The sequence below is a fragment of the Eubacterium ventriosum genome (genome assembly GCF_025150745.1).
Lineage (GTDB): Bacteria > Bacillota > Clostridia > Lachnospirales > Lachnospiraceae > Eubacterium_G > Eubacterium_G ventriosum.
Genome location: NZ_CP102282.1, coordinates 1,274,839 through 1,288,236, shown reverse-complemented (window position 1 = coordinate 1,288,236; position 13,398 = coordinate 1,274,839). Strand labels below are relative to the sequence as shown.

Annotated in this window: 12 protein-coding genes; all 12 read right to left on the bottom strand. The window is 36.2% G+C overall.

What is annotated here, in order from left to right:
• Positions 1–290: 290 nt before the first annotated feature.
• Positions 291–1,289 (bottom strand): 2-hydroxyacid dehydrogenase, encoded by a 999-nt coding sequence (locus NQ558_RS05810; RefSeq protein WP_005358716.1) that lies wholly within the window; start codon positions 1,287–1,289, stop codon positions 291–293.
• Between the two features lie 94 nt (positions 1,290–1,383).
• Positions 1,384–2,049 carry a V-type ATP synthase subunit D gene (locus NQ558_RS05805; RefSeq protein WP_005358718.1) on the bottom strand — a complete coding sequence of 222 codons (666 nt, stop codon included), beginning with the start codon at positions 2,047–2,049 and terminating at the stop codon, positions 1,384–1,386.
• A 55-nt stretch (positions 2,050–2,104) separates the two neighbouring features.
• Positions 2,105–3,481 carry a V-type ATP synthase subunit B gene (locus tag NQ558_RS05800; protein ID WP_005358720.1) on the bottom strand — a complete coding sequence of 459 codons (1,377 nt, stop codon included), beginning with the start codon at positions 3,479–3,481 and terminating at the stop codon, positions 2,105–2,107.
• A gap of 1 nt (position 3,482) precedes the next feature.
• Positions 3,483–5,255 (bottom strand): V-type ATP synthase subunit A, encoded by a 1,773-nt coding sequence (locus tag NQ558_RS05795; protein ID WP_005358725.1) that lies wholly within the window; start codon positions 5,253–5,255, stop codon positions 3,483–3,485.
• Between the two features lie 3 nt (positions 5,256–5,258).
• Entirely contained in the window at positions 5,259–5,579 is a 321-nt protein-coding gene (locus tag NQ558_RS05790; protein WP_005358726.1) for a V-type ATP synthase subunit F, read from the bottom strand.
• On the bottom strand, positions 5,572–6,540 hold the full coding sequence (locus NQ558_RS05785; protein ID WP_005358727.1) for a V0D/AC39 family V-type ATPase subunit: 969 nt from the start codon (positions 6,538–6,540) through the stop codon (positions 5,572–5,574). The genes NQ558_RS05790 and NQ558_RS05785 overlap by 8 nt, the downstream gene beginning before the upstream one ends.
• Positions 6,541–6,551: 11 nt before the next feature.
• On the bottom strand, positions 6,552–7,145 hold the full coding sequence (locus NQ558_RS05780; RefSeq protein WP_005358728.1) for a V-type ATP synthase subunit E: 594 nt from the start codon (positions 7,143–7,145) through the stop codon (positions 6,552–6,554).
• Positions 7,146–7,449: 304 nt separating this feature from the next.
• Entirely contained in the window at positions 7,450–7,944 is a 495-nt protein-coding gene (locus tag NQ558_RS05775; RefSeq protein WP_005358730.1) for a V-type ATP synthase subunit K, read from the bottom strand.
• 2 nt (positions 7,945–7,946) lie between these two features.
• Complete coding sequence (locus tag NQ558_RS05770) at positions 7,947–9,959, bottom strand: V-type ATP synthase subunit I (RefSeq protein WP_005358732.1); 2,013 nt, start codon at positions 9,957–9,959, stop codon at positions 7,947–7,949.
• Positions 9,960–10,061: 102 nt separating this feature from the next.
• Positions 10,062–10,370 (bottom strand): hypothetical protein, encoded by a 309-nt coding sequence (locus NQ558_RS05765; protein ID WP_005358733.1) that lies wholly within the window; start codon positions 10,368–10,370, stop codon positions 10,062–10,064.
• 341 nt (positions 10,371–10,711) lie between these two features.
• Positions 10,712–11,653, bottom strand: a complete 942-nt coding sequence (locus NQ558_RS05760; RefSeq protein ID WP_005358735.1) for a hypothetical protein — start codon at positions 11,651–11,653, stop codon at positions 10,712–10,714.
• A 21-nt stretch (positions 11,654–11,674) separates the two neighbouring features.
• Entirely contained in the window at positions 11,675–12,877 is a 1,203-nt protein-coding gene (locus NQ558_RS05755; RefSeq protein ID WP_040445830.1) for a leucine-rich repeat domain-containing protein, read from the bottom strand.
• Positions 12,878–13,398: the final 521 nt, after the last annotated feature.

Sequence of the window (13,398 nt, the reverse complement as noted above, 5' to 3'; positions counted from 1 at the left end):
AAATCTCCTTTTCAATTCATGTTTTCCTGATTTAAATGTGTTATTGTCAATAATTCAATATTCTTATTGAATCATCCGAAAACGTTTTTATTTTCTGCTATTGACATTATTATACAATAAAGTGGTGAATTTTCAAGGATTTATCGCCAATTTGTATAGTTTTTATGGTATTTTTATTTGTTTTTAATTCACTGAGGGCAAATCGGAGTTGCATCCGATTCACTTTCTAACTGGTTTATACACTAGGGCACTTGATTTTTAAAGTGTCCTTTTTTCTTCAGTCTTTTCCCCTATTCCCGTGGCAATACTAAATTCTGCTTGATTATATGTCCTTCAATATAGCTTTGGGCATTTTCAAGTGTTGTATAGCTGATTGCCTCCAAGGCTTCTTCTGTTAAGAATGCCTGATGGGATGTTACGATTACATTTGGGAATGATAGAAGTCTTGATGTAATGGATGTTTCCATTATATCGTCTTCACGGTTTTCGAATACGTTGGCTGTTTCTTCCTCGTAAACATCAAGACCTACGCTGTGGAATTTGTGCTGACGTATTCCCTTAATCAAGTCTTCTGTGTCAATTAATGCACCTCTTGATGTGTTTACAAGAACTACATTGTCTTTCATCTTATTTATTGATTCTGAATTTATCATATGATAAGAATCATCTGTTAATGGGCAATGAAGTGAAATCAAATCACTTTCTGCCAACAATGTGTCAAGATCAACATATTCAACAAAATCCAAATCAGGATTTTGATATATGTCATATGCAATAACTCTCATTCCAAAACCTTTACAAATTCTACACATTGCTGCGCCGATTTTTCCGGTGCCGATTATTCCTGCTGTTTTCTTAAAGAAATTAAGTCCTGTAAGACCCACAAGGCTAAAGTTGTTTTCTCTAACCTTAATGTATCCCTTATGAATGTGTCTGTTACTTGCAAGGGCAAGTGCCATAGCGTGTTCTGCCACTGCCTCCGGTGAGTATCCCGGAACTCTCAGAACTAAAACTCCTCTTTCCTTAGCTCTTTTAATGTCAACATTATTAAAACCGGCACATCTTAAAAGAATAATCTTTACACCATTGTCTGCCAAAACATCTATAACCTTAGCACTGAAATCTGAACTTACAAAACCACATACAGCCTCAAAGCCTTTGGCATACACTGCGTTTCTTACGGAAATATCACTATCAACGTATTCGATTTCAATGTCCTCATACTTTGGCAAAACCTTATCAAAAGATTCCTTGTCATATTTCTTTGTATCATAAAATAAAATTTTCATACCTACACCTTCCTAACATTTAAATTTCCATATGGATTAACTTAGTTATATAGTTTTAATCGTAATATGTCAATTTTTGTTTTCAGTCAATTTATTATAATCCATCCTGCACTCGTCTCTCTTCCACTGCCTGCTGAACCATCATATCTTTAACCTTCATTAGACGAATCTGTGTGCTACGCTCATTTTCATCCAACTTCATTGTTATATACTTTATGTTTTCCATTGCTTCAGGAATTATTACATGTTCTAAAGCATTTACTCTTCTTCTTGTTTTTTCAATTTCAGTTGCCATAAGCTGACAGGATTTTTCTACCTCTGCCAGTTTAAGCATATCTTCAAAAACAGTACTTAAGGAGTATACTGCGTCATCCAAATCTCCTGCTGTAAAAGCATAGCCATAAGAGTATATGTCATTTCCACTTATTTCGTCATTAGTTGAAAAAGTAGGTATGTCAACACTCATTACATTCTTAACACCTTGATTAATATTCAGGCTTTTCTTTGATGCCATAAGTGCAGTGTTCAAAACCTGTTCGCTCATTCCTGCCCTTGCAATGGCAAACTCCATGTTGGCATTTTTTATGCCTTTTTCAACTTTAAGTCTTAATTCCATATTTTCTTTTATAAGATCCATAAACTGTCTTACCAGCTCATCTCTTTTATCCTTTAAAAGCTTGTGACCTCTAGTAGCAGAAAGCAGCTTTTTCTTCTGTTTCGTTAATTCCATTCGGGTTGGATTTACTCTTGTTCCTGCCATAATTTTCCCTCATTTCTAAAAACTATCTAAAAAATCAATACAACCAATATTAATTCTAATCCTGCTGCTTATAATATTTTTCAAGGAACTTATCATCAATTCTCTTTAACTCCGACTTAGGAAGCATTGACAAAAGTTTCCAGCCAATATCCATCGTCTCCTCAATGGAACGGTTTGCGTCATAGCCCTGTGAAACATATTCCTTCTCAAACTCGTCTGCAAACTTAGCATAAATAAGATCAATGTCTGACAGTGCAGCCTCACCAAGAATTGTCATAAGTTCTTTGGCTTCCTTGCCTCTTGCGTAGGCTGAGAAAAGCTGATTCATTACGTTACTGTGGTCAGCTCTTGTTTTTCCTTCGCCAATACCTTTGTCCTTAAGTCTTGAAAGAGATGGAAGTACATCTATTGGTGGTGTAATTCCTTTTCTGTAAAGGTCACGGCTTAAGATAATCTGTCCCTCTGTAATATAACCTGTAAGGTCAGGGATAGGATGAGTCTTGTCATCTTCAGGCATTGTAAGAATCGGAATCATTGTAATACTACCGTCTTTGCCACGCTGACGACCTGCACGCTCATACATTGTTGCAAGGTCAGTATACATATATCCCGGATAACCACGTCTGCCCGGAACTTCCTTTCTTGCTGCAGAAACTTCTCTTAATGCGTCTGCGTAGTTTGTAATATCAGTTATAATTACAAGTACGTGCATTCCTTTTTCGAAGGCAAGATATTCTGCTGCAGTAAGTGCCATTCTAGGCGTTGCAATACGTTCTACCGCCGGATCATTGGCAAGATTGATAAACAATACCGTTCTGTCAATTGCCCCTGTTTCCTTAAAACTATTGATAAAAAAGTTTGATTCTTCAAAAGTAATACCAACTGCCGCAAAAACAACTGCAAAAGGTTCGTCAGTTCCAATAACCTTTGCCTGTTTTGCAATCTGGGCTGCAAGGTTGGCATGTGGCAAACCTGAAGCTGAAAAGATTGGTAGTTTTTGTCCTCTTACAAGAGTGTTAAGTCCGTCAATTGCCGAAATTCCTGTCTGGATAAATTCAGAAGGATAATTTCTCGCTGCCGGATTCATCGCCACACCGTTAATATCTCGCCTTTCCTCCGGAAGAATGTCAGGACCTCCATCTATTGGATTTCCCAAGCCGTCAAAAACTCTTCCAAGCATATCCGGCGAAACTCCAAGTTCCATGCTTCTTCCAAGAAAACGTACTTTACTGTTAGACAAATTAATGCCTGTAGAATCTTCAAATAGCTGAACCAGAGCATTACTTCCATTAACTTCAAGAACTTTACATCTTCTTACTTCACCGTTTGCAAGTTCTATTTCACCTAATTCATCGTAAGTAACATTTTCCACATTTCTAACCATCATAAGTGGTCCTGCTACTTCCTGAATTGTTCTATATTCCTTTGGCATATTAGAAGTCCTCCTTTTCCAGTGTATTTGCCACCTCTTCGGCAAGCTTGTCCATTATTTCATTGAACGCTTCGTCAAGCCGGTCTTCGTGTGTATATTTAAAACGTCCGATTGCTTCACGTACAGGCATCTTAATAAGCTTATCAACGCTTGCTCCCTGTTTAAGGGCTTCCATTGACTTATTATAGAAACCAAGTACCAATTCCATCATCATATACTGCTTTCTAAGTGATGTATAAGTATCAACTTCATGGAAAGAGTTCTGATGCAAATAATCTTCTCTTATTGAACGGCTTGCTTCCATCTTTAGTCTGTCAGGTGCAGACAAAGCATCCATGCCTACCATTTTTACGATTTCATCAAGCTCTGCTTCTTCCTGCAATAATTTCATTAACTCCTGTCGAAGCTTTAACCAATCTTTATTAACATTTTCTTCAAACCATCCACCAATTCTGTCTACATAAAGTGAATAACTTGTAAGCCAGTTAATTGCCGGAAAATGTCTCTTGTATGCAAGGTTTGAATCAAGTCCCCAGAATACTTTTACAATACGAAGTGTTGCCTGAGATACAGGTTCTGAAATATCACCACCTGGAGGAGATACAGCACCGATAACTGACAAAGCTCCTTCCCTGCCTTCTTTTCCAAGGGTAACAACATCCCCGGCACGTTCATAAAACTGTGCAAGACGGCTTCCAAGGTATGCCGGATAACCTTCTTCACCGGGCATCTCTTCCAAACGTCCTGACATCTCTCTTAAAGCCTCTGCCCAACGTGATGTTGAGTCTGCCATTAAAGCTACTGAATAGCCCATGTCTCTAAAATATTCTGCTATTGTAATTCCTGTATAAATTGAAGCTTCTCTTGCTGCAACAGGCATGTCAGATGTGTTGGCTATAAGAACTGTTCTTTCCATTAATGACTGTCCTGTTTTTGGATCCTTTAATTCTGGGAACTCATTAAGAACATCTGTCATTTCATTTCCACGCTCACCACAACCAATGTATACTACAATATCTGCCTCAGCCCATTTTGCAAGCTGATGCTGAATAACTGTTTTTCCACTTCCGAAAGGTCCCGGAACTGCTGCAACGCCACCTCTGGCAATTGGAAACAAAGTATCGATAACTCTTTGTCCTGTAACCAAAGGCTTATAAGGAGCTTTTTTCTCTTTATAAGGTCTGCCTTTTCTAACAGGCCATTTCTGCATTAAAGTTAATTCCTTTTCACCATCTTCTGTCTTAACTGTGGCAACAGTTTCAGTAACGTCATATGTTCCGCCTTTAATGCTTGTAATTTCGCCTTTAATTCCATATGGAACCATTATTTTCTGAGTAACTGCCGCTGTCTCTTTTACTATTCCAATAACATCTCCCGGTTCAACAATGTCCCCAACTGAAGCTGTTGGAACAAACTCCCATTTTAATTCTCTTTTCAAAGAAGGTACGGAAACACCTCTCTTTAGAAGATTGCCCGATACCTTCATAATATCATCAAGTGGTCTTTGAATTCCGTCATAAATACTACCGATAAGACCCGGTCCAAGTTCTACTGACATAGGCGCTCCCGTTGATACAACAGGCTCTCCCGGCCCAAGTCCGGCTGTCTCCTCATAAACCTGAATTGATGCTCTATCTTCATGCATTTCTATAATTTCACCAATAAGATGCTTGTCGCTAACCCTAACCACGTCAAACATATTGGCATCACGCATTCCCTCTGCTATTACAAGAGGTCCTGCTACTTTCTTAATTACACCCTTGCTATACTCCATGTCTTATTCCTTCCCAAATACAATATCCGAACCAATAGCCTGCTCTACACAATCCTTAACGCCTTTTACTCCGTCTCCCGTGTTTCCTTTTACACCCGGAATAAGGATAATTGCAGGAACCATCTGCTCTCTGTATTTTTCTATCTCTGCTGAAAGCTGTTTTGCTAACATTTCTGTAATGTATATAATGGCATATTCACCTGCAGCTATTTTTCTTAGCAAATGTGCTGCCTCTGTTACGTCGGTAACCGGAAATGTATCAAGTCCCAGTGCGCTAAAGCCATATATACTGTCATAATCACCTATAACTGCTACTTTATGCATACATTACCCTTACCCTTTCTTTTATAAACTCATTGTCAAAACCATTAATTTTGCCCGAAAGAATAATTTTTACTGTTTTAATTTCATTCTCTCTTGCAATAACATAAGCAATAATCGGTCCTATTGAAAAAGAGTCATATTTCTGTGACTTTATATCTTCCACAATCTTATTGTCACACCAGCATTCAAAAACTGATTTTGATATTTTTAAAGCACTAACTGCCTGACTATAGCCTATCTTTTCAAGATAAGAACAAACTCCATCCAAGCCGTCCTTGCAAGCTATAATCAATTCCGTAACGCTTACTCCGTCACAACTTACAAGTGCTTTTGAAACAAAAGATGTGTCCTTATTTGTAGCTGCACATCTTACTGCTATTTTAATGTCTGATATGGTAACCAGGTCATCTGCGTATTTTTTAATCATTTCATTAGTTGCTTCCTGACCTGCCTGCTTAATTGCCTCCAGTGTTGCCCTGTCAATAATCACATCGCACAACTGTCCATCGCCAGTCTGCATAAGAACTGTTGTTGCATCCTTTGCCGCCTGCTCCATGCCTTTAGGAAGCAGATTGTAATTACCCTGCCTTATACAATTTTTCAAAAATTCCGTGTCTGTTTTTGTATCTCCATAAAACACATTTTCAGTTTCAAGTTCAGTACAAACCTGCTTAATTGCCGCCTTAAGATTATGGTATTCGTTGGCAATGGTAAGAATCTCACATTGTTCCTTGTCTTCAATTAATTCATCCAGAACCTTCCACGTTCTCCTTCGCTCCTGTTCAAGCATTTCCTCCAAACTCTGGTCCGGGTTTCCGTTCCCCCAGCCCTTGGTTCTTAAGAAATCCATAGCCTCGTCATAATCCTTGCACTGCACCAACTGATTAATGGTTTCATCTGTAAACAAACTACCTTCAAGTGCTCTGATTCTGGCAACACCATAAATATATTCCTGCTCCATGGCATTACCCCCTATCCAAACAACTGCTTATTGGCAATATCTTTTATTCTGTCAATATTAGAATCAAACAAGGCCTTCAAAGTACAATTCTCTTCAATCTCTCCATAAACTAATACAAAACCGTCCTTAATATTAGCCGGCTCCTTATCAATTACAAGCTCTCCCTGATTCTCTGCCACAATCTCTTTTACTCTATCTTCAAAACCATTAGGAATCCTCTCCAAATCCTTCTTAGAAAAACAAATCTTTCCCTTGCCCTGCTGAACATTCTTCCTTAAAAGCTTCTCTAAAACGTTAAAATATTCTTCATCATTAAGACCTGCTATACTCTCCCTAGCCTTATCAATAGCCTGTTCAATAACCTGCTGCTTAGCCCTAAGAATAGAATTACGTTCCAAAAACTCCATACCTGAAACCGTCTTTTCCTCATAAAGTTTGCGGTCAGCCAAAGCCTTCTTCTCAATCGAAACAACTTCTACTTCTACGTCTTTTTTAATTTTATTCATATAGTCCTTGCAAAAAACATCTGCTTCTTTCAGAATTTCATCTGCTTCCTGCTTAGACTGATTTCTAATCTCCTCTACAATGTTATCCAAACCACTCATGCAGCCCCTCCTTTCTTTTGCACGTCATTAACCAAAACAACAATTCTCACATAATCTTTTCTCACTGCAATGGTTGAAAACGTGTAATTTCCATTACCTATTTTTTCTTTCAGTATTATTCACTCTAATTACTTTCGCCCCTGTGGGGGATGAAAACTTTAGAAGAAGGTACTCTGAAGCCGTCGGTCCTTAGAAGGTGGGGCAGCGAAAGCTGTCACGGCTTCTTAGTACCGCTACGAGCTGAAGGTAGCGGGAGCGTGCCTTCGATAAAGATTTCATCCTACCACAGGGATGTGAAAGAAAATTATAGTGCAATACCGTTTACTGATAAGAATGATATCAAAAGAGCTAAAATTGCGTATGTTTCTACCATTGCTGGGAACAACATCGCCTTTGCGAATTGTTCAGGTCTTTTTGCTACAATTCCAATACTGGCTGCTGATGTTTTTCCCTGATACTTACCTGAGATTAAACCAACTATTGCCATTGGAAGGCATGCTGCCAATATCTGTAATCCCTGTGATGATGTTACTGCAACTGCTCCACTGCCAATGATTCCGATTTTTGATAATGTAATGAATCCAATAAGAAGTCCATATAAGCCCTGTGTGCCCGGAAGTAACTGCATAATAAGTACTTTTGCAAATTTTGATGGATCTTCCGTCATTACTCCTGATGCAGCCTGTCCTGCAATACCTACACCTATTGCTGAACCTGCGCCTGCCATAAGTACTGCAAGTGCTGCTCCAAGCAATGCATAAAATAAACCTAAATTATCGAAAAATGTTCCTAAAGTCATAATTAATTCTCCTTTACTTTTACATATTTTGTATCCGCCTTAAATGGTTTAAACTCTCTTCCGCCACCTTCATAAAATTTTCCAAAGAATTCAACAAACTGTAGTCTGTTGGTATGAACGTAGGCTCCCAAAAGGTTTATTGCCATATTGAATGTGTGTCCGATTAGGAAAACCACTATAAAGAAAATTACTCCCACTATTGATTTTCCCATCATTGCTGCCATTGTGTTAATTACCTGGGCTATTACTCCTGTTGCAAGTCCAAGGGCAAGTAATCTTGAATATGATAGCAAATCACTTAGCCAGCTTGTTGTGTCATACAGGCTGTAGGCTCCAAGCAATAATCGCTTCACAGGATTTTTTGCTCTTCTTCCTGCCATAAGAAGTATTCCAACCATGCCACCTATTGTCATTATCTTTGATAGCATACTAAGCCACGCCGGGAAGACTATTGTGTTTCCTGCCAATGAGGCAAATATACTTGTTGGAATAAGCATTAATATTAATCCAATCAAAAATACATACCAAAGAACAACATCGCATACAAATGACATTACATCTTTTTGCTTTAGCATCATATATCCCTTAATTCCAAGTCCGGTAAACAAATGAACAATACCGAAACATAAGCAATATATAAGCATTTTCATTGGCTGTTTAATAGGTTCAAACCACAGCGCCGGTATTCCTATGTTTACTCCAAAGAATGTTTTTCCTATAACTGTTATTGCATCTCCGAAATACCCTCCGAAAAGTATTCCCCATAATAATGTTGAAATGCCACAATACATAAACATTCTAAGTGTTTTCGCCATTGTTTCTTCCATGTTCGGGAATTTTTTTAAAACTATAAAACATCCAATAAACATTAAAAATCCGTAAGCTGCGTCTGACAGCATTATTCCAAATAAGAAATAATAGAAGAATGCTGTTATTGCCGTTGGATCAATTTCCATTTTGTTAGGAAAACCAAATGATGTTACAACACCTTCAACTGCTCCCTGAACTTTTCCGTTAGTTAACAGCACCGGAACGTCCTCTTTTTCCGTTGGCTGTTCCACGTCAATTGCCACATTAAACTTGATTTCCAGTTCTTCTTTTAATGCCTCAACCTGTTTCTCAGGCATATAACCTGTAACAAAAAAAGTATGTTTGGACTGTAAAAGCTTTCCTACCACCTTGTACTTGTCCGCTCTGGTTTTGTAATAATCTCTTATTTTCTTAAACTCAAATCTGTAATCTGTTTCTCTTTCCATTTGAGCTTTTATATTTTCAATGTCCAGATTATATTCTTTAATTCTATCCTCTCGTTTTGTAACCGAAGCTGTTGGTATATGATGAACCATAATAGGCGGTTTGCTAAAATCCAGTTGCCTTAAGGCTTTTTCAACCTGCTCCAAATCATGTTTCATATAAGATACAGTTACATAAGTCTGATATTTGTCCGCCGAAACTATCTGCATATACAGTGATTTTGGAAATTCTTTTAAGCTTTCTATTTTTCTTATCAAATCCTGTTCCGTATATGAACCTGAAATAACGCCCACCATAAATCCGGTGTTTTTGGTTCCCTGAAAATTCATTGGGACATCAAGTTCAAGCCACGGTTGCAATGCCTGTATTTCGTCTAAGCATTTCTGCTTTCCTGACTCTTTTTCATCCATACTTTTCTTCTGCTCGATTATGTCATTAACAAGCCCGTTAATTTCATTTCGCTTATTTACTATTTCGTAATAATCGTCCGAGCTAATAACTTTCTTTCCTTCAAGGCTTGAAAGCATGGACTTTTCTTCAGGAATATAAGCTTCAAGAATTTCTAATGCATTGTCCGTTAACGCCGCCTGTCTCTCGTAAAGTGAAATCTGGGTTGCCGTGTTCACTTTTTCAAACACCTTATCCTCTTTCACTTCCTCATGAACTTCCAGACAGCCCTTTAATTGCAAAAGTTCCAAAATCTTTTTTCGGTCTTTCTTCATTGCGCATATATTTATTTTGCACATTTTCAAAACTGCCATAAATTCTCCATTCTGTCATTTAAATGACGGGTTATGCCTTAAAATGATTTAAATGTTCCCCTCTACCTTAGGATTACACGGATTGTGACCTGCTTTGTAATCCTAAAATAAATACTCTACTATGGCTTTCACCGTGCCATCCATTTTCTCATATGACTTGTTCTTCAATTGCATAACCTTTAAGTCAATCTCTTTCTGTTGCTCCTCATTGTACTTTTCGCATTTTGCAACTGTCTCTGCCATTTCCTTTTCTGCTTTTTCCTTGGCTTCCTTTAACCTTTCAGTTCGATATTCAGCCCCCTGAATCTTAATCTGATTCTTCATGTCCTGCCCGTTAACTTTCGCAGTGCTTATAACCTTGTCCCCTTCAAGCTCTGCTAACCTAACCGCATCAACCGTCTCCTTTATCATACTAACCTCCTTCCCTATACAAAATTGTGCATTTTGTCCGATTTTTTATTGTTTTTTATTACTTTTTGTATATTTTTAACTAATTATGCTAATATAATAATTCATCTAAAAATTATATGCAAGTTACATTTTTAGTCACTAGTACTTTATTTATACATTTTCTCATTCAAGTCGCTTTATTTTACGATTTTAAGGTTATGAATTTATATACTTGGATTCTCTAAAATAGTTTGTGCTTATAAAACAAAATCATACATTTTTAGGAATAATAGTTAAGGAGCTGCACTCCAATGGTTTGTCAACCACTAAAGACACAGCTCCTTGAATGTTTTAAATTTTATTTACCAAGTTAAAACTTTTACTTTGGTTTTTTTAGGAATTTGTGATTTATTTAAACTTGATTTTTTAAACTTACCACAACCGTATATTTCTATTTTTTTAAGTTTTTTATTATTTTTCTTAGACATTTTAATTTCTTTTAGTTTCGTACAGCTTTGCAAATAAAGATATCTAAGATTTTTCATTTTTGAAATATCCAATTTTCTTATCTTTTTATTTATGCAATAAGCACTTCCATCTATACTCAGTTTTTTTAGTTTGGCATTCTTTCCAAATTTTATTTTTTTGAATACAGTTTCATAAGAACTAAATGTTTTTAAAGTTTTCAAATTTGAAACATCTACTTTTCCTTTACTATCTAATAAACTAATACTTTCAACTTTAGATTTTTTATCAAATTTCAAGTTGAAATTTTCACACGCTACAAAACTTATATACTTTAATCCCTTTAACTGATTCAAATTATAGTTTCTGTCACTAAATGTTATTCCAATAGAATCAATTTTTAAGGTTGATAAATACTTAAAGTTTTTTACGTATCCTCTTTCTCCGTTTACCAATGCACATGCAAAATGTATATGACTTACATTCTTAAACACCTCTATTCCTTTAAAGTCTATAACTCTATATTTTTCATCTTGGTAAACCTGCCTTCCATATTTATATCCATCTGTTTCCTGTATATCCGCAGCATCAACAGAAAATGATGTTGGATCTTCCATTTCGTATTGAGACAAATATCCATCTCTATTCATATCATACCTTTTCAAAACAGCACGCCTAACCATTTCATTTGGAAAAGAAGATTCGTCTATTTTTAATATAGGTTTATGTTTTGCATATACAGACTCATCATAGTCGGTTGATGTGTCAGCATATATTACCATTGTACTCATAATAATGCTAACAACTAGTAAGATTAAAAAAGTAAATCTCTTCTTCATATTAATCACCTCTCTTCTGTGCTATAGATAAACCGGAACTTTGTATTTTATGCTCCACTTACCGTATTTTTTATTGTTCTTCTTTCCAAAATATGGTCTTACTTTTACATAAATACTGTTCCTGCTGTTTACTTTTATTACGCCTTCCTGAACTTGGTACTTTAAATTAAGTTTTAACTTCTTATTCAATTCTCCTTTTTTAGTATTGAATTTTTTCTTCAGTTTATTGCTTTTTTGTGTAACCACAATCTGATAGCCACTAGCCTTTTTTATTTTATTCGCTACAACATATAGCTTTTTTGTTTTTACTTTATATCCAAGCTCTGCTACGCTACCCTTGTTCTTTGCCTTTTTTGAATACTGGATAACTGCATCTTTTGGAAAAGCTCCCTCTTCTATTCTGGGATTGCTACGCAAATATACTTTTCTTAAAAGATTGTCATCAAAACAATATTTGCCAATTAGTTTTATTTTCTTATTAAACTTAACTGTTTTAATATTGTTACCGGCAAAAGCCTGTTCTCCAATTATTTGAATATTGTTTTTTAACTTTAATGTACTAATTCCTGTGTGATAGAAAGCATAGTCCCCGATTTCTTTCAGCTTGCCATTCAGTTTCACATCACTCAAATTTCCTAGCTGATAGCAGGCATAAGAGTCTATTTTTTCCACAGTGTCAGGCACCTTCAAAGATTCTCCACCATAAAATAGCACTAATTCTTTCCCATCTTTTGTTAACAACATTCTGTCTTTTTCTTCATAGTACTTGTTGTTATTAATTAAAACTATTTTCGGAAATGGGGCCATGTCGCTGCTAATCATCTCTCCCAAATTTTCACATCTTCCTGCCAACTCCAGTGTTCTTGGAGTGTCTAAGTAAAACGCATTTCCGGTAGCCACAACATCTCCCAATATTGTTACCTTACTTAGATTAAAATATCCTGATAATGATCCTGATGATATTTCCTTAATATCATCTGCCAAAACAATATACCTAACCTGATTTTTTATCTGCCCTACATCTACCTTTTCTAATTTTTCACAACCGCTAAAACTAAGAACACCGCTCTTTTCATCAAATTTCCATTTAACAGATGAATTATTGTAGTCCTTCATATGTTCATTGTTTAACTCCACTTTCTTGTCCTGTACAAAAGATGCTGCATTCACAGAATTACAGGCTAACATAGTTGTTACTAATATAATTGCAATTATCTTTTTCATTGGTTTTCCTCCTCTCATCAGATACAAAACACTTGTATCAACACCAATCAATCAGTTTCTTATACTCTTTACTCCTCTCTTTGTTTTTTTATCCACGCTCATTTGGGTTAGTTAAGCCCTTCTATTAAATATAACGAATAAACTCGCCAAAATATGACAACAAAAATAAATTTTTCCGTACCTTGTCTTATATTTATAGCATAACATATTTATGTATACTTTACTCTATATATTTTCCGGCTACGCAATTATATTTTTTAAAAAAGAAGAGATAGCAAGTTAATGCAATAACAAAACTAATACATTAAGGAAATTGTTATGATTTCTTATATATTTATCACAGCCAATTACGTGTCGTAAAACCGAAACGCTGTCCCACACGTAATTTATTGAAGCCAAGCTTGTTCTATCGCTGCCAATTACGTGTCGTAAAGCGAAAACGTTGTGTCACAAGTAATTTATTGAAGCTAAGCTTGTCTTACCGCTTCCAATTACGTGTCACTGAAAGAAAATGCTGTGTG